Raw genomic sequence first — 18,179 nt, 5'->3', positions numbered from 1 at the left:
ATGTCGGGTGCACGGCATTTGCGCAGGGGCATCCGTGCTTTCCGGACTCACGGCATTCGGAGCGTCTACGGCGGGAACCGCGCTGCGCCTGCGCCCTTGCCAAGCCACGGCGACGGCGCCACGCTGGCGCCCCGACCCGCAGGAACGCCGCATGTCCACCGTGATCGCCACCGCGCGCCTCGTACTGCGCCGACTGGACCCCGAGCGCGACGCCGCGCCGATGCTGGCCCTGCTCAACGACCCCGGCTTCCTGGCGCACATCGGCGACCGTGGGGTGCGCGACGAAGCGCAGGCCAGCCGCTATCTCGCCGACGGCTCCGTGCGCAGCTACGCCGAGCACGGCTTCGGCCTGTATGCCGTGGAACGCCGCGCCGACGGCGCCTGGCTCGGCGTGGCCGGGCTGGTACTGCGGCCGACCCTGCCCGCGCCCGACCTGGGCTATGCCCTGCTGCAGCCCTATGCGGGCCAGGGCTACGCCAGCGAAGCGGCCCGCGCGGTCCTGGACTACGCACGCACCGTGCTGGCGCTGCCGCGCGTCTATGCGATCGTGGCCCCCGGCAACGCGCGCTCGCTGCGGCTGCTCGTCGCGCTGGGCTTCGTCGCCCAGGGGCACGTACGCCTGAGTCCGGAGGCGGCCGAGGTCGAACTCCATCTGTGCGAACTGCACGCACCCCAGGAGCACACCTGAGCATGGACACCTTGCACACACTGCAGCTGTTCGCCGACTACAGCCAGTGGATGAACCAGCGTCTCTACGCCGCGGCCGCGACCCTGCCGGACGCCGCGATCACCGAGCCGCGCGGCGCCTTCTTCGGGTCGCTGTTGGGTACGCTCAATCACCTGGTGGTGGCCGATACGATCTGGCTGCAGCGCTTCGCCCAGCATCCGGCACGGCACCCGGCGCTGCAGGCCATCGCCGCCACGCCGGTCCCCACCGCCCTGGATGCGCCGCAGGCCGACTGCCTGGCGGACCTGCGGACGCAACGCGAGTCCCTGGATGCGACGATCGCCGAGTGGATGTCGCAACTGCATGCCGACGACCTCGACGTGGCGCTGCGCTATCGCAACACCCGAGGCGAATCGCACGGCCGGCGCTTCGTCGACCTGCTGCTGCACTTCTTCAACCACCAGACCCACCATCGTGGCCAGGCCACCACCCTGCTGAGCCAGGCGGGTGCCGATGTCGGTGTCACCGACATGCTGGCGGTGATTCCGCAGGTGGAGGTGGAGTGATCCTGCGATCGCGGGGCGCTGCGTTGGGTGCGTGCCTTGATGTTTAGGGCACCTGTAGTAACGCGCCTTGCCGCGGTTTTGCGGGGGGTCTGCCGCCGCTCCTACAAGTGAGCGTTCTTTGATTAACCAGAGGCTTCGTTTAGAAGCCCATCCACGCAGCGTCACTCGTGCGCAAGCTGCGCCTGCAACTGCGCCACGATCTCGCGCAGCTCCGCCACCTCGGCCTCCAGCGCCTGCACCCGCCCTTCCAACTCATCGTTGCCCGAGGCGGTCGGCCGCGCCTTGAACGTGGCCGCCAGCGCCTCTGCATCCACCGGACCGGTCAGCAAATGCATGTAGCGGTCCTCGCGCTGCCCGCTTGCACGCGGCAACTGCACCGCCAACTGACGCTGCGCCAGCCGTTCCAACTGATGGCGGACGTCGTCCGCATCGGCGAAGCGCGCCATGCGCTCGGCGCGCGTCAGCAACTCATTGACCGTCTGCGGGCCGCGCAACAGCAGCAGGCCGAGCAAGGCCACCTGTTGCTGGGTCAGATCCAGCGCCGACGCCAACCGATGCTCGTAGCGCTCGGCGCGCGAAGAGAACTGCTGCCGCACCAACCCGCGCCCCTCCAGTTGCCGCAGCGCATGCTGCACATCGCCCGGGCTCAACGACATCACCGGCTCGCGCGAGGTCTTCTGATTGGCCGCCACCACCGTCGCATTGACCGTGAGCGGATACGCATCCGGCGTGGTCGCCTCCTTTTCGATCAGGCAGCCGAGGGCGCGGGCTTCGATGGTGGAAAGGACGGGGACGGCGGGGGTGTCGGTCATCGTATGGACTGCTTGCTGGTCAGGGGCGAATCATAGTGTTTGGCGAGTTACGGCTCTGTAGATCAATGCCGCACTCACCAACGCATTTTTCTAGTACCAAAAGATAGCTTCCAGTAGGCTGCGCATGATAAGCGCATCATTATCTTTTACAGAAAGGCAAATAGCAAAAATGTTATGATTGGCCATTATACTTGAATGGCGCCGCTCGATGGATCTGAAAATTATATCGTTTTAAAATCAGCAACTAATCTATGGCAGCCACGTCAAAAACCCCGCCTCCATTTTTTACTTCATAAGCATGCCTAAATGATCCGTCTGGATAATATATGAGATACCGCCCGGTAACCATATCGACATCCACAAGGTAATCCCCAATCACAACTTCTGTTTTTAGAATGAAAGACATGCATGAGGCAAACTCAACCAACAAATTACCGTACAACTCAATGCAAGAAATGCCGTTAACTAAAGTTCTGTACCCAGAATTCGCGCAAATAACCTCTAACCCAATGGATTTTTTTTGCTCTTCCGGAGAAAGACCGAGATACAGTGAGTGGTCAAATGCAGAGCCTACGTGCTCGCCGATGCAACTCAATGCCGCGCTGGCTACATCCGGGTAAGAAAACCTGGCCTTTAAAGAAAACTCAAAAAGAAAAATTTCCACGCGCCACCTCCGATAATTTAGGAAATCTTCTCTATAATATTTTCTTTAAAGAGCTCTTAGACATTAAGGACATTAGCGACAGAACGCCTTGAGCCTTGGATTACAACACCGCCCTCGTTATTCAGGACACGCCTAAACCTGTCCGGAAGCGCGCCAGCCTTATTCGCAGCGACTCCTCCCCACTTCATTGTCCTGTAGCCTGGAAGCACTCAGGGAAGTCAGCCAAACCAGAGGTATCGATGTCATTACCCCTAGGCACGTCCGATTCATCTTTCTATTTTAAAAATTCCTTGGTAGTCACCGAATTCAGAAAATTTCTCGTAGTTCTTATCATGATTGAATTTTGAATCCGCAACCTCAGACTCGCGAGGATTGAACTTATCCCGCCTAATAAAAAGATCGCCTTCTGGCTTAAAAATATAAGTATCAGCAGCTGCAATTTCCTGTGCTTCGGCAATATAGCTTCTATAAACCGCGATTACCAAAAACCAACGCCCCCCTTCAATGGACTTGAACTGATACGAGATATATTCCCTAAGTAAATTGTCCAGAAAGCCGACGCAAACAAATCCTTTTTTTAAAAGGATCTCTGCAAACGCTGACGGAGAGGAAGCCGAATTGACCAGCACTGTGTATGGCTCACGTTGCTCATGCCGATTTTCAGCGACTTCCTTCGAATAAGCCTCCAAAGGAATTTTTTCAGATCTAGACCAAGCGCGGCAGTAATAAAAATTCATTTGTACACCTTTTTGCTAACATCCCTTATTTCAACGCCCATATTTCTTGCGTATTCAATTAAAATTCGAGCAACTCCATTTTTTTTCGGGGGACCGACGTCCCCCCGCTTTCAGTAGCGGGGCTCTTTAGAGTCCGGGTTTCATCGTAGCGGCTTTGGCCGCTAGCTGCTGGGCATAGGCGGCCGGGATCAGGCCGCCCAAGATCTTCTTCGGTCGCTCCTCGTTGTATTCCCGTCGCCAGGTCCCGATCTCAGTGCGGGCGTGCAGCAGCGTCGGGAACCAGTGCTCGTTGAGGCATTCGTCGCGCAGGCGGCCGTTGAAGCTCTCGATGTAGGCGTTCTGGTTCGGCTTGCCTGGCTGGATCAAGCGCAGCTGCACACCGCGCGCGTGTGCCCACGTCACCATCGTCTTGCCGCAGAACTCCTTGCCGTTGCCGGTGTGGATCACCTGCCGCAAACCCCGCCGCCAGTGCCTGCATGCGCGCATCGTCACTGACCTTCGAGCCGGCCTTGGCCGAGCCGTAAGCGGATTGGGCCAGGTTCAGTGCTGCGGAACTGAGCGTGATCGACAGGCCACCTTGGCTGAACTTGCTGCGCTGCTCGGCATCGGTGGTGTCGTGGACCTCGGTGATGGCGATGTCCTTTGCCTTCACCGTGATGTCGCCGGCATTGGCCAGCACGTCGCTGCCGCCCTACAGCAGGACACACCATTACCGCGTTGCAATTATTATTGCCTGCTGTATTTAAAATTTGTTTTTACTTGCTCACCAATTCTGTAAGAAATAACAAAAGAAGCCCAACATTCCCCACGTTGCGCAGCGCTTTCTCTAAGACGCTTTACTAGCGCATATAAAACTGCATAATTTATATCTGTCTTGACATCAGTTGTCGCAATTCCGTTTCTTTCAACTGTCAACTGGGTTTCGATGTAACCAACTTCAACTTTAACCTCAAAAGTGAAATAATCATAACCATCGACGATGCCATCATCTATAATTGAAAAAATCTCTTTGATTATATTAAAGTCTTCAGTGATCATTTCTCATCCCATGGTATTTTATTAGCTTCATTTTCAAAAACCTTCGTTTTTGTTTTTCCATCAATAGTATACGTTACAGATATTGTATCCGGCCTCGGCGAATTGGGGGCGGCTCTATTGAATCTTATGGTAGTTGGGCCCACAGTTACCCTCGGATCATTTAGCGCTTTTTTGATTTCATTCTCATAAAATACTTTATAAGCGGAATTATTGAAATTTCCGTCCTGCGGGACAAATTATAACCGTCACAGGTTCCTCCCTGACTACACGCTTGGGCATGTCCGCCAACATCTGTAGTGCGCCCTTGCTTTCCTGCTTCCGTTTGTCTCGCGTCTCGTGGCACCTTATTTTTAACTGGTGTGAAGGTGAGTTCCTCTACCTGGCCAGCACTGTTAGTCGTGAAAGATTTACCATTATCAAGCTCATACCTTGTATTTGCCGCTCTCGCGCCAGGATTGTTAAGCAACTCATATTCATGAGTACCCTTTATGGCGCCTCCAGTATTAACTTTTACGATTGGAGTGTCTACATTTACTGCGCCAGTGATTTTTTTGTCACCGATTTTATCTAAAATGTTTGCATCAGCCACTCTATCCGCATTTCTAACTTCACTAGAAACGTCTGACACAGCTTCTGCAGTGTGTTCAACGGAGCGGCCCACCGAACCCACAGGCACGACGCCACTTGCAATATTCACTGCCGCATCATTGACAACAGTCTTGTAGTCGCCGTCCGCCAACGATACCCACGTAGCACCAGGTGGACCAAAGATGCCGATCTGCGCCATCTTCCGCAGATCGTTCTTATGAACGAACCCAACCATCGTGTTCAGATCTTCGTCGCTCCACTTTGAGACGTCCGCTGGCCGGGTCGCGCGCCATTCTTGGTACTGTCCCTCCAACTTAAGATCAGCTGCAGTGGAAAGATACTTATCATTCGAGATCGAGAATGTTCCAGTCCAATTGGTCCCCAAGACCTTGTCCGTCAACTTAGTGAAGATGGTTCCGCGATAAGGACCATCGAATAAAGTCGAGTCATAGAACTGGCTAATAGTCGCTGTAAATGCTTGTTGCGACTGACCCTTTTCATTAACGAAGCCCAGATTGACGTTTGCCGCTTCATTGGCAAGCCAATTCGCAGCCGCTTGGTATGTTGCCGCGTCCTTGCTCCTCGTGCGCTGCTGCGCATCGTTATCTACTTGGTCCAGGGTCGCATTAATCAACAATTGCACCGCTTCTTTCTCGCTGATACCGGCGTATGCAGCGTAGTCGTCGGCTTTCGCCGCGATGAAGCTGAGTTCGATTGGATGGAGCTGTCGATTGAACTGTTCGCCTGCCAATGCAGTACTGGCGCCAGTCTGCTGACCAACCAGTCCCCCCAATGCGGCACTGCCCAGTTCCATCACGCTCTTGAACGTTGGGTCGTTCGGCGAGAGTCCTTGAGCGAGCAGGTAGTCGAACATCGCCTGCTTTGCTTTTTCGGAGACGGCGGCGCCAACTGCTCCGCTGAGCGCATCGCCACCACCGAGCGCCGCTACCGCAGCGCCAGTGACGCCATGCAACAGGGTCTTCGCAGTTCCACCATCACCCCAGCTTGCCAAGCGCGACAATGCGTCATCGATCCCCGCTTGATCGCCGGCCGCCTGGGCCTGGGCGAGATCTGTTTGCGCCTTATGCTGCATGGCTACGGCAACATCGCCAGCAACACGGAACCCGACCTCGCCCGCCACAGCGGCCAACTCCTTCTGCTCTGCCAGCTTCTTCTCGTCGAAGATTTCCTTCAGGCCCGACTGCTGTAGCTCGGTGGCCTTACGGTCCAGGCCCGACAGCGCCGCGGTATCGCCGTTGCGCACCTCCACCGTGCCAGCGGCGATGTCGCTCTTGGTGGTGCTACTGCTGCTGTCGCTGCTGTTACCCAACATGCTCAGCCCGGTACGCGCGGCAACACTGACCATGCTGCTTCCGGTCCCACCGCCGACCGACACGCCACTGCTCTTGTACTCGGCCTTGTTCTGCAGGTCGTCCACCGTCAAGCCGTTGGTGGACAGGCGGTTCTTCTCGGCGTCGGCGGTGCTGGCAATGGCGCCGCCAATGAGATGGGTGTCGCCGCCGACGGTGATATCGAATCCACCCTTGCCCGCCTGGATGCCGCTCTGTTCCTTGACGCTGATGTAGTTGCTGTTGACCTTTTGCTGGCTGTAGCTGCCACCACTCCCGGAGCCGGTCGCCAGGGTCAGGCTGGCCTGCTGCTGCTTGCTCTTGTAGTCGTTGGTGTCCTGCTCGCTCTGGATCAGCAGGTCGCCACCAACTTTGGCCAGCACGGTGTCGCCGATCGCTTGCGCGCCCTTGATCGTGGTGTCGTTGCCGCTGGCCAAGGTCAGCGTGTCGTTGGCCGTGACCACGCTTTCGGTGTGGAGGTTGCTGTTGCCCTTGGCGTTGCCCTTGCCGGCCGACACGGTCAGGTAGTAGCCGGTCGTTGCGCCGACGCTGACACCGATCTCGCCGCCGGCGTTCTTGTTTTCCGACTTGGTCGTGTTGGTTTCTTGCTGACTCAGCAGGTTGAGGTTGTTCGCCGCCGCCAATGCGACGTTGTCGCCGGCGATCTTGCTGCCGATGACGTTGAGATCGCCGCCCGTGGCCGCGATGGTCACATTGCCGTCGCTGAGGATGCGGCTGCCGCCGGTGGTCTCTTCGTGGGTCGTCGTCTTGCTGGACGCGCTGCTGGCACCGATGCCGATGCGCAGGCTCACGCCGGTGGCATTGGCCGCTCCCTGGGCACCATCGGCTGACGCCTCACCGGTTCTCGTCATGTTGCCCGCAACTGCTTCGCCGTTGTAGCCCTTCAGGCCGTTGCTGGCCAGGCCAGCCGCATCGCCGATCGCGTAACCGGCCTTCGCCGCGTAAAGCGCCTTGAGCCGATCGTCGTCTACGTCCGAGCCACGCTTGACCGCCCCATACGCGGTTTGCGCCGCATCGACCAAGCCACCGGTCAATCCAAGGGTGATCCCCGCACTCTGCTGCTTGGACGTCTGCACCGTGTCCACGCGGTTCTCGACCGCGGCGATAGTCACGTCCTTGCCGACGATGGCTGTGCCGGTCTTGCTCAGCACGTCGCTGCCGGTGATCGCCACGGCATTGCCGGCGGTGAGGGTGACGGAGCCATCGGTACTGCCCACCAGGCTGCCGCTCTGGCTCACCTCGGTGGTGTTGAGTGTATTGGTCTGCTTGCTCGCGCCCAGGGTGACGCTGAAGCCGCCGCCGCTGTACAGGCCGGTCTTCTTGACCTTCTTGTCGTGCTCTTCGCTATGCGTGTTCTGCGCCGTCTCCAGCGTCAGGCGTTGCCCGCGGCCACCACCACATTGCCGGTGCCGGCGACCTGCGCGCCTTGCGAGAGCAGGTCATGGCCCGCGGCGATCTGCACGGTGTCGCCGCTGAGCGTGGTCGCCACGGCGGTGCTGTCGTGCCACTCGTCATGCGTGGTCGTGGTCTTGCTGGACAGGAAGCCCTTTTTCTTTTTCTGCATGTCCTGCACGGCGTCGTGCTGCTCCTGCGCGGCGAGCAGGTTGACGTCGTTGCCGGCGGACACGGCCAGCGCGCCTTGCCGGTGAACATGTTGGCGGCGGTCAGGTTCACGTCGTGGCCCGCCTGCAGGGCGATGTCGCCGCCAGCGGTGAACTCGCTGCCGTGGACGGTCTCGTCGCGGGTGCTGGTGGTCTGCTTGAAGCGATTGCGCGTCTCCTCGGTGCTGCTGCCGAGGTGGTTGCAAGCTACCGCCGACGGAGATGCTGGTGCGCGATTCAGCCTTTTTTGCTGGGTTTCCGTTTATATTAGCAATCCATTGTAGTCATGCATATATTCTTCAACCTCTGAAAGGGTCCATATGTGACCATCTAGCTTATCTACACGAACGATACCTCCTGCTCTCTCTTCGACGCCGCCCGTCACATCAAAATTAAAGCAAAAAGGTAGATCAGGAAGCATTCTTTCTATTTCCGAAATGCTTATGTTGTTATTTGCAGCATATTTTCTTCCAATATTTAAACATTCGGACACAGTAAGTAAGCGAGAAGTCTTGTAACACATTGGTATACTAAGGCAATTAAAGCCTTCCGACCTCAAATCAACAATTATTCTAACCAAACTTATTCTATCCACTTTAACGCCAAAATAACCAGATATGCATGCGCCTTCTTTATATTCAAAGCTTTTATCATACAATCCCAGGAATCTAAGCTTTTTTGAAGAAACCGATCCTGAGCTATACAGGTCGCAATAAATTGGATCTCTAAAAATACTCATACTTTTATGGCTTGATTATTAACGAGTTTCCAGTCAAAACGGATTTTAGATCATCTACTGGAACGGAGTACGAAGACCCTACCCCTAGAGGCCATGGATCTCGTATGTACGCCCTCCCATTAGAAACTTTGTCAACGACTATAGCATGAATACCTCCCGTGGAAGTTTCAACATTAACAATGACCGAAGATCCTTCCATTGTAGATTCTGATATTAAATCAATAGTTATATTTTTAACATGTCTCACTTCACCCTCAAACCCGAGATCGGTTAGTCCTTTTGGCACATCGGAAAGCGCAGTACCGGATTTTTCCGTATTAATCGCATTTCGCACATATGCCTCTGGAATATCTCCCATTCCTGTCGCCATTCGACAGCTGGCGGCAACGCAAGACGACGGATTTAATTGACCAATAACAGCACTTGAGGGTTCATAAGATCCAATTCTACTTTTGTCAAATACTCCCTCTCCACTGCCCGCACGGCTCAGGGTTACCGCATCTGCTGCGCCCTCATTTACAACAGGCTTCAGTTGTCTGTACGCGGCAATCAGCTCGTCTGCCGTAAAGGTAGTTCCTGCCTTTGCCGCAACCGTACCGGCCTCGCCAACCGCGCCTGCGGGCACAAGGAGACTGAGGATATCGACGCCAATCTTGCCCTGGGTCTTCCCCTGCTCATACAGGTCATAGATGTCCCAAGAGCCAAGTGCTCCAGTGGCGACCGCCGACCCGAAACTTGAAGCGTAGTCCTTTACAGCATGCAGCAACTTGGCGCCTTGATCGAGGTTTCGATCCATGTAGGCGCCGATCCCATTTTCCTGCAAATAGCCAAGATCGTCGTAACTGCTCTTAAAACGCTCGTAGGGTGTCAGGCTCCAAATTCCTGCAACGACTCCGGCGATGGTTTCTCCCGTTCTGGTTACCGAGCCCACCTGCGTTCCAGCCCCGGTCAACGCGGCTCGCAGCAACGCATCCTGCGCCGCGTAACCCAGAGGAACATTGCCTAAGTACGTCTGTAGCTTGAGCGCTGGGTCGCTGCAATTGCTACCTGCCATCGCGCATACGATCTTGTGCTGAAGGTCCTCCGTGGTGGTGTGGGTCACCACGCCGTATTCCAGCGTCTCGTTACTCGCTACACCGCTCAGCGCCTTGATCTTGGCGCCATTCTCCATCAGCCAAGACATGTAATCTGCTTGATGCGCCTTCTGATCGTCGGCGGCGTTGAGAGCATCTGCCAATGCCGCCTGACATCCCGCACTCGTGCGATCGGTGCAAGCATCCTTGAGCACTTCGTTTCTCTCGTTGGATTTGACTTCGTAGCCGGCGGCCACTCCACACGACTCGCCAGTCTGTGCGCACTCCAACGCCGCCTTCAGATATTCCATCCGCTCGGCGTGACTGAGATAGTTGTTCACCACCTCATTGCTGGCCGTCGCAGCACCCGCAGTGCCGCCCGCCACCGCACCCGCCGCCGTCGACGCCAAGGCAGTCAACGTATCCGCCAACGGCCCGGTGACGCCTGCCTCCCGCAACGCGGTTGCCACGGCGGGCGCGGCGAGCGTGCCTGCAGCGGCGCCCGTCGCACCCTCTAGCCCGCCTGTGAGTCCCCCGACCACGGTGTGCGCCAACACACGCAAACTGCCATTGGCGCCCCACTGGCTTTCCAGTTGGTCGGCCTGTGCGGTGAGTTGCGCTTTCTGTTCCGGATCTACCGTGCTGTCAGCCTGCAGCCTCAAGGCCGCTGCTTCCGTCATCTTCTTTTGAGCATAGTTGCCAACCGCTTGCGTGGCCTGCTGCCCGAACGTCGCCGTGATCTGCGCCTGCGCCGCCAAACGCTCCTGCAACTTCTGCCCATCCCATTGCTTGGTCAGGCCATTGGCGTCATCACCGGTGACGACATCCCGCTTCAGGCCTGCCAGCGTGTCGCCCACGCTCTTGCCGGCCTTGGCTTGCTGCCCCGCTTCGTCGGTGATGGCCAGCGCCCCGCCACTGATGCCGCTGTGCGTGGTGGATTGCGAGTTCCCACTCTCATGGCCGTAGCCGGCCGCACTGCCGTTGGCACCGGTGTTGTAGTTCTGCCAGGACCACTTGCTGCCATTGTTGGTGGTGGAAGGTGTCTGGCCCTCACTGCCCTTGGCCTTATCGTCGTCGGTGCCGACGCTGTAGCCGCCCGACAGGCTGATGCCCTTGGCGTCATAGCTGCTGGTGTTGGCGATGTCGCTGTACGTCAGCGTGCCGGTGCTCAGGCGGTTCTTGCCTTGGTCGATCGCATCCTGGCTGCTGGCGATCACCGCGCCCTTCAGGTCGGTGTTGCCGCCCACGGTGATGTCGAACCCGCCCTTGCTGGCCTGGATGCCGCTCTGCTCGGTGACGCTGGCGTAGTCGCCATTGACCTTGTTGCTGCTGTAGCTGGCGCTGGCACTGAACCCGATGCCGAACGTGACGTTGCCACCGATCGACTTGTCCTTGCTGGCGTAGCTGCTGGTGTCCTGCAGGCTCTCGATGTTGAGGTTGCCGCCGACATCGGCGATCACCTTGTCCGCGGAGACCTGCGCGCCCTTGAGCGTGGTGTCGTTGCCGCTGATGATCGTGGCGTTATCGCCCGCGGCCACATGGCTGTTGGTGTAACTGACATCCTCGCCATTGGCCTTGCCACGCGCTCCGCTGGCGCTCAACGTCACGCCCGCCGCGAGCCCATCAGTGCCATAGGTGATCGCAACGCCGACCGCAGCGCTGCTGCTCTTGCTGGTGCTGTGCTGTTCGGCCGTGTTCTTCGCCGCCTCGATGGTGACATCGTGATCGGCGGCCAGGAGCAGGTCGTGGCCAGCGGTGACGTCGCTGCCGCGTACCAGCAGGTTGCTCGCGTCGCCGCCGCCCGTGGCGATCAGGTTGACGTCGCCACCGGCCTGTAGCTTGGAGCCCTTGGCCTGGTCCGCCGACTGGGTACTCTTGCTCTCGCTCTTGCTGCCACCCACCGTCACGGCGATGCTGATGTTCGCGCCTTGCGCAGCGCTTGCGGCGCTGCCGCTGGCCAGTGCGCTTCCGGTCTGACTCAGCGAGCTGGCGGCGCCATAGGCGCTGTAGGCCGCGGATCCCGCCGCCAGCGCCTGCATGCGCGCATCGCCACTGACTTTGGAGCCTGCCTTGGCCGTGTCGTAAGCGGACTGGGCCAGGTTCAGTGCTGCGGAACTGAGCGTGATCGACAGGCCGCCTTGGCTGAACTTGCTGCGCTGCTCGGCATCGGTGGTGTCGTGGACCTCGGTGATGGCGATGTCCTTTGCCTTCACCGTGATGTCGCCGGCATTGGCCAGCACGTCGCTGCCAGTCTGCGCGTAACGATTGCCCGCGACCAGCGTGACGTCGCCCGCCACGCTGCCGACCGTGCTGCCCACATGCGTGACATCGGCGGTGTCGGCATTGTTCTGGATCTTCTGCGTGCCGAACGTCACGCCGATCCCGCCGCTGCCGAACATGCCGGACTTCTTCGTCTTCTTCTCGTGCTCCTCGCTATGCGTGTTCTGCGCCGTCTCCAGCGTCAGGTCGTAGCCCGCAGCAACGACCATATTGCCGGTGCCGGCGACCTGCGCGCCCTGCGACAGCAGGTCGTGGCCGGCGGCGATCTGCACGGTGTCGCCACTGAGCGTGGTTGCCACCGCGGTGCTGTCGTGCCACTCGTCATGCGTGGTGGTGGTCTTGCTGGACAGGAAGCCCTTTTTCTTCTTCTGCATGTCCTGCACGGCGTCATGCTGCTCCTGCTCGGCGAGCAGGTTGACGTCGTTGCCGGCGGACACGGCCAGCGCGCCCTTGTCGGTGAACAGGTTGGCCGCAGTCAGGTTCACGTCGTGGCCGGACTGCAGGGCGATGTCGCCGCCGGCGGTGAACTCGGTGCCGTGGACGGTCTCGTCGCGGGTGCTGGTGGTCTGCTTGAAGCGCTTGCGCGTCTGCAGGGTGGTGCTGCTGTCGACCGTGGTCAGCGTGGTGCTGTTGAGGTCGTTGCCTGCGACCACCGCCAAACCCTTGCCGGCGTCGAGCTTGGCGGCGGTCAGGTTGACGTCGTGGCCGGCGCTGAGCACCAGGTTGCCGCCGGCGGTGAGCGCCTGCTGGTCGATGTCCTGAGTGGTCGTGGTGGTGACGGCCCTGGTCTTGCCCTGGCGGCTCTGGTCGGTGACGGTGCGGCTGTCCTCCAGCACCGAGGTCACATTGAGATCGCGCCCGGCCGCGGCGATCAGGTTGCCATCGGCCTTCACTTGGGCCTGGCGGATGGTGAGGTCGTTGCCGGCGGCCAGTTGCAGACTGCCGCCGGTGGCGATGCTGGTGCGCACCGTGGCCTTGCCGTTGGCGTCGGCGACCGGGGTCAGAACAGGTCGTGGCCGATCTACAAGGCGGCCTTAATCCCTAGCAATCGCCTCATTGCATCGGCTCTCGCTAAACGCTCATCCATCTGTCATCTTCGATTTTGATAGCGCCAAATATAAATCCCACCTAAAACGTCACTCATGATTGAACTACATATATCTATTGCTGAGTAGGACGCCGCCGCTGGCCAAATCGCTTTTTGCGTTGAACAGCACCCTCGAAATTTAAAACTAAATATAAAATTTAAATTTCTATGCCCTTCCTATCCGCAAATTCCCGAAGCCTCATAGATACATCTATAATTTCATTATTACTAAGACCGCAGTAAGTTGGAAGTGAATCCTCTGGCACGTTTTGAATTAAAGCTATTCCGCAAGATATAAAATACCTGAGCTCTCTTTCGGTGACCAAAATATTAAATTCAACAGGATTATCGATACTATCTTTCATTTATTAGGCACCTGAGTTTTTAAATATTTTTCCCAGCCAACACCACCTACATCAGGCCTAAATGCCGTAGCTTCGCCTCTACGCCCGCGTATTACAATAGTTTTTGTTGAGCAATCAAGATAATAAGTAGTCCCGTCAACCGCTTGGCGACGCTCAATCGCGGGGTCGCCGACTATATTTTCAATAAAATCTTGGAACTGCTTTTTAGTAGTGATTCCAATATCAACAAACTCGCCTCTTTCAACAATCAGATACTACATCCAGGGAACTCCACAATGGTGGAAGCCCTAGGGTTTCCATGTATGTTCCGAAATCCACGAATGGCTCAAGTCCTACAGCCTCAGACGAGAACCATGTAGCTTCACATTCTTGGCAGATGTACAGCAGTCTCCCAGTGGATTTAATTTTAACTTTGCAAATATCGCCTTGTTCACATCTTGGACAGAGCATCTCTAACCCTGCTTGACGGGATATTCATTTATTGACTTATTTGTTCCCGGCGCACAATAACTTTAATGTTTTTCGCCAGAGGTCCCAAACTCAAACATACGTCAGCACCATTTGGAGGCACATACTTGTCCAAGTGACTTTTTGTCAGTGCTTCTAATATAAATTTCTGCTCCCCACCTTAATTAATTAGAGGAAAATATTCACGAACATGTCCGCCCCCATTTTCCACCAGACCATTCAAGCCAGCCCTTTAGATAACTTACCGATTCACCATCAAGCTGAACTAACAATTCATTCATTAATGCCTCATCTTTTTCGGCAAGCTTGTACAGTTCTTCAAGAAGTCCAGTAGCAACTACAGTTGAGAGACCCTCATCACCACACTTCATTGCTGATTCTATTAGCGCGAAGATTTCTTTCCTTTTCCGAAATGAACCGCTTTTAATTTCTTCGCCTACAACATTTCCTAGTGAAGAAAATATCAAGGTCCAAGGAACATCCCCCTCCAGCTCAGGCAAAAAATAAGAACAACTTTCCTCAATTTTATGGGCGGGAAAGTTCATAGAGAAGACTAGATAAAAATCCTTTATTTTTGCTTTACTTTCCTCTGAGAGCATTTTTCATATCCTCCATCACATGTTGAGCAGCAGATCTATCTGAAAATGATGCGCCAGGATTTTCGTCAAGCCATCTTTGAAGCGCTATTATGCTATCCGCCGCTTTTTGAGAATGAAACTTCCCACCAACTGATTGGCCAGTTTTCAATTCATGTCTGACAGCATCAGCAGTACTGCCAGAACCGATCTTCGCTCCATCACGGTAAAGTGTGTCTATGATAGAAGATAGCCTCGGATTAGAAACTTCCGGCTTAGACATAGATGCGAGCAGATATTCTCTCAGCCTTGCACCGGAAGCAGCATCAGCCATTCCATCGGAGCGAATGAGCGGAGGCGCGCTAGCTTCACTATCAGCAATAGCAGATGAATGAAGAACCGATCTTTCACTGGTGCTGCCAGCTGCATCGGCAACCTCTCTAAGTCCCGTCCGCGCAACGGTGCTGCCACCCGATGTCAGAAAGATCTCAGCGACAGTGGCAGCACCGAGGAATCGCTCATCGAATGCAGATGTGCCCGATACCGATGCACCAGTGAAGTAGTTAGTTGCCTGACCAGGCTTATAAAGATCTTGCCATGCGGCGACGGTGGTTCCGGTTTGATCCAGAATCCCTGGAAGCATCATCCCAAATATGCCCATGCCAGGCAGGCCACCCGGGATTTTATCGAGTGCGTTGTAGAGCTTCTGCCCGTTCGTGGGGAATGTGCGGGACACCGTGCTATCAGGGATGGCGTCCTCTGGACCGCCCACGCCGTTGGCAGCCCAGTAGCTCGCCATTAGTTGGTCGAATCGCTCCTGCGAGTGCTGACCTCCTTCCGCGTCCATCTGGGCGTTCACCAGCGCGACCTGAGCGGCATAGCCTTCGTCTCGGGTCTTATCCAACTTGACAAGTTCTTCCAGCAGTTGGCAGGCAAGTGGATTTTGGGGACCACATTCAGCCTGAACTTCTTTCTTAAGCTTGTTTTCTTCTGCCTTCAGCCAGTTGTTCTCCACCGCATTGCGCGCGATCGTGCTGCCGACCGCGGCGTCATTCAAGCTTCCGCCCGTGATCCCGCCGACCAGCGCGCCAACCGCCTGCGACAACGCCAGGATCGTCTGCTTCTCCTGCTCGGACAGATCGCTCGGCTTGGCGTCGGCGCCGTAGAGCGTCTTGGTGAGGTATTGGGCGGCAGCTTCGCCGCCCGCTCCAGCCAGCGCACCGCCTGCTCCGTTGCTGCCATTAGCTTCGGCCAGCACCGCGCCCAGCAGTGCGTGCGACAGCACTTGCAACGCCGCGTTGGGGTCGCTGCCGTGGTTGGCGTCGAACGTCTGCCCGATCAATTGCGCCGCATACGGCGCCAGCGTGTTGCTCGCCACCTGCGTGCCGCTCTGGCCCGACACCCCGCCCACCAGAGCGGTAGTCACCGCCTGCAACGCACGGCTGTAATCGCCGCCGGTCCCCCATTGCGTTTGGGTGGTGTAGGCCGCTCGGTAGTCAGCGCTGTTGGCCAGCAGGTACGCCTGCCTGTCCGGACCGCTCATGCCTGCGACGATCTTTGCCTGATCCGGATCGTTCTTCGCCAGTTCCTGCAGGTACGCATCGCCGGCCTCGGCGGTCTTCTTCGCCGCGTTAGCCGCGATGTCGCCAGCCACCTGCCGACTGGTCTCCAGCACCGTCCCAGCGGCCGCACCCATCGCCTGCTGCTCGGCCAGCACCTTGCGCACGTCCGGCAGGGTCGCCAACACCTCGTTCGCCTTGCTGGCATCGGTGTTGATGCCCGTCTCTGCTGCCGTGGTGCGCTTGCCGCCGATCGTGATGTTGCCTTCGGTCAGCGTGGCGCGCGTGGTCGTGCTGTCGTTGCCGCTCTGGGACATGGGCAGTCCGCCGCCCAGCCCGCCGCTGTTGACTTGACCGTAATTGCCGTTGGCAATCGTGTTGCCGATGTCTCGTGCCTGCCCGCCCACCGTGCTGCCATCGGCTCCGGTGGACGATTGACCAGTACCGCTACTACCGAACCCGCCGGCGAGGCTGCCGGAGCTGGCCGAGTAGCCCATCCGGTTCTGCAGGTCGCTGAAGGTCAGCGAGGTGGCGGTCAGTTCACTGTTGTCCGCATTGTTGCTGGCGATCGCGCCGCCGATCAGGTTCACGTTGCCCGCGTCGACGTGGTAGCCGCCCTTGCCGGCGAACAGGCCCGATTGCTCGGTCACGCCGGTGGAGTTGCCGTTGGCCTTGGCCGTGCTGGCGTAGCCGCTGGCATCCCACGCGGTACCAAAGGACACCTGGATGCGGCCGCCATAGCCGCTCTCCTTGGACTGGATGTTCGAGGTGTCCTGCAGAGACTCGATGGTCAGGTCGCCGCCGGTCTGCACGTCGATGCGGTCGGCCTTGGCTACCGCACCACGCAACGTGGTGTCGCCCTTCGAGGTAAGGGAGATGTTCTGCGCGGCCAGCTCCGTGTTCTTCCACGTAGCGCTGTCGGCGTTGGAGGAGTGACTACCGACGCTGGCCTGCGCATAGGCATAGACGCCGGTCTGCGCGCCGACCGAGGCGCCCACGCCCACTTCCAATCCGGCGTTGCTGCCCTTGCTCTGTTCCGAACTTGAGGACTTGCCTGCTTCCAGCACCAGGTCGCGCGCTGCGTCCAGGCTCAGGGTGTCGCCGGCCTTCAGGTTGCCCTGCACCACGTGCAGATCGCCATTGGTGCTGGTCAGGCTGACGTTGCCGCCGCCGCTGATGGTCGACCCTTGCGCGGTCTGGCTGCCGGCCTTGTACTTCTCCGTGCTGGTGGCGTAGCCCACGCCCGCTTCCACGCTGACCAGCGCGCCGCTGCCACCGTTTTGCGCGATGCTGCTGATCGCACTGGCGGTCTGATAGCCGTTGGCCACTGCCGCCATGCCCTGCATCGCCGACAGCCTGCCGTCGGAGTTGCGCGCCGCATCGACGTTGTTGATCAGGTCGATCAGCGGCGATTTCACCCGCGCGAATGCGCCGATCTTGAGCGTGTCGTCCTGCGAGGACGCGGCGTGGCTGTCGTTGGCGGTGAGCAACTGGATCGACGCGGCAGTCACGTCCACGTCCTTGGCCGCGACCACGTTGCTGGCGCTCTGCGTGTAGGTGCCACCCGCACTCAGATTGACGTTGCCGCCCAGGCTGCCGACGCTGCTGGCCACCTGCGTCACCGTGGCGTTGTCGTCGCGGTGCTTCTCGGTGTGATAACCGGAGAAGCGCTCGGTGTCGGAGATGACCACCGTGCCGATGGCCTTGTTGTCCGAGACGTTGGCGTTGCCGGCGGTGTCCTGCCCGCTCTGGATGGTCAGGTCGCCGGCGGCGTGCATGGTCACATCGCCCTGTGCCGCGATGTTGCTGGCGGTCAGGGTGATGTCGCCCTTGGTCGTGCTCAGGCTGGCGTTGCCGCCCACCGACAGTTGCTTGCCCTGGCTGGTAATCGAGCCATCGCTGGCGAAGCAGGGTCAGGTGCCGCCGGCGTCCTCAGCACGACGGTTTGACTTGCACTCTATTTTCAAAGAACAGATAGCAACTGTGATTG

11 protein-coding genes and 2 pseudogenes are annotated in these 18,179 nt (G+C 58.0%); 2 read left to right on the top strand and 11 right to left on the bottom strand.

From position 1 onward, the window contains the following. Positions 1–151 precede the first annotated feature (151 nt). Complete coding sequence (locus tag SLW52_RS09060) at positions 152–688, top strand: GNAT family N-acetyltransferase (RefSeq protein ID WP_320740053.1); 537 nt, start codon at positions 152–154, stop codon at positions 686–688. A 2-nt stretch (positions 689–690) separates the two neighbouring features. Then, positions 691–1,233 (top strand): DinB family protein, encoded by a 543-nt coding sequence (locus SLW52_RS09055; protein WP_152238360.1) that lies wholly within the window; start codon positions 691–693, stop codon positions 1,231–1,233. 161 nt (positions 1,234–1,394) lie between these two features. On the opposite strand, the gene SLW52_RS09050 is transcribed toward SLW52_RS09055, so the two are convergent. From SLW52_RS09050 to SLW52_RS09000, 11 genes and pseudogenes are all read right to left on the bottom strand, one after another. Next, positions 1,395–2,045 carry a DUF480 domain-containing protein gene (locus SLW52_RS09050; protein ID WP_320740050.1) on the bottom strand — a complete coding sequence of 217 codons (651 nt, stop codon included), beginning with the start codon at positions 2,043–2,045 and terminating at the stop codon, positions 1,395–1,397. Between the two features lie 244 nt (positions 2,046–2,289). Then, positions 2,290–2,709 (bottom strand): hypothetical protein, encoded by a 420-nt coding sequence (locus tag SLW52_RS09045; protein ID WP_320740049.1) that lies wholly within the window; start codon positions 2,707–2,709, stop codon positions 2,290–2,292. Positions 2,710–2,975: 266 nt separating this feature from the next. Next, complete coding sequence (locus SLW52_RS09040; protein ID WP_320740048.1) at positions 2,976–3,446, bottom strand: hypothetical protein; 471 nt, start codon at positions 3,444–3,446, stop codon at positions 2,976–2,978. 126 nt (positions 3,447–3,572) lie between these two features. Beyond that, positions 3,573–3,908: pseudogene (locus tag SLW52_RS09035) on the bottom strand (integrase core domain-containing protein); the annotation flags it as partial. A 264-nt stretch (positions 3,909–4,172) separates the two neighbouring features. Beyond that, the gene (locus SLW52_RS09030; protein WP_320740046.1) at positions 4,173–4,484 is read right to left on the bottom strand and encodes a hypothetical protein; all 312 of its coding nucleotides are present in this window, start codon (positions 4,482–4,484) and stop codon (positions 4,173–4,175) included. Between the two features lie 160 nt (positions 4,485–4,644). Then, positions 4,645–8,140 (bottom strand): annotated as a pseudogene (locus tag SLW52_RS09025) (hemagglutinin repeat-containing protein); the annotation flags it as partial. A gap of 165 nt (positions 8,141–8,305) precedes the next feature. Then, complete coding sequence (locus SLW52_RS09020; protein ID WP_320740044.1) at positions 8,306–8,782, bottom strand: hypothetical protein; 477 nt, start codon at positions 8,780–8,782, stop codon at positions 8,306–8,308. 4 nt (positions 8,783–8,786) lie between these two features. Further along, entirely contained in the window at positions 8,787–13,139 is a 4,353-nt protein-coding gene (locus SLW52_RS09015) for a hemagglutinin repeat-containing protein (protein ID WP_320740090.1), read from the bottom strand. A 241-nt stretch (positions 13,140–13,380) separates the two neighbouring features. Beyond that, on the bottom strand, positions 13,381–13,587 hold the full coding sequence (locus tag SLW52_RS09010; RefSeq protein ID WP_320740043.1) for a hypothetical protein: 207 nt from the start codon (positions 13,585–13,587) through the stop codon (positions 13,381–13,383). Between the two features lie 650 nt (positions 13,588–14,237). Beyond that, entirely contained in the window at positions 14,238–14,654 is a 417-nt protein-coding gene (locus SLW52_RS09005) for a hypothetical protein (RefSeq protein WP_153751371.1), read from the bottom strand. Then, the gene (locus SLW52_RS09000; RefSeq protein WP_320740089.1) at positions 14,635–18,078 is read right to left on the bottom strand and encodes a hemagglutinin repeat-containing protein; all 3,444 of its coding nucleotides are present in this window, start codon (positions 18,076–18,078) and stop codon (positions 14,635–14,637) included. Before SLW52_RS09000 ends, SLW52_RS09005 begins: the two co-directional genes overlap by 20 nt. Positions 18,079–18,179 lie beyond the last annotated feature (101 nt).

The sequence above is a fragment of the Xanthomonas sp. LF02-5 genome, from assembly GCF_034105325.1.
Lineage (GTDB): Bacteria > Pseudomonadota > Gammaproteobacteria > Xanthomonadales > Xanthomonadaceae > Xanthomonas_A > Xanthomonas_A sontii.
This window is presented reverse-complemented; position numbering and strand designations above follow the sequence as displayed.

Bases quoted from the DNA above. Each gene is read 5' to 3' on its own strand.
- SLW52_RS09005 (WP_153751371.1), bottom strand. From the start codon at position 14,654: ATGCTCTCAGAGGAAAGTAAAGCAAAAATAAAGGATTTTTATCTAGTC.
- SLW52_RS09020 (WP_320740044.1), bottom strand. From the start codon at position 8,782: ATGAGTATTTTTAGAGATCCAATTTATTGCGACCTGTATAGCTCAGGA.
- SLW52_RS09040 (WP_320740048.1), bottom strand. From the start codon at position 3,446: ATGAATTTTTATTACTGCCGCGCTTGGTCTAGATCTGAAAAAATTCCT.
- SLW52_RS09055 (WP_152238360.1), top strand. From the start codon at position 691: ATGGACACCTTGCACACACTGCAGCTGTTCGCCGACTACAGCCAGTGG.
- SLW52_RS09030 (WP_320740046.1), bottom strand. From the start codon at position 4,484: ATGATCACTGAAGACTTTAATATAATCAAAGAGATTTTTTCAATTATA.
- SLW52_RS09010 (WP_320740043.1), bottom strand. From the start codon at position 13,587: ATGAAAGATAGTATCGATAATCCTGTTGAATTTAATATTTTGGTCACC.
- SLW52_RS09060 (WP_320740053.1), top strand. From the start codon at position 152: ATGTCCACCGTGATCGCCACCGCGCGCCTCGTACTGCGCCGACTGGAC.
- SLW52_RS09050 (WP_320740050.1), bottom strand. From the start codon at position 2,045: ATGACCGACACCCCCGCCGTCCCCGTCCTTTCCACCATCGAAGCCCGC.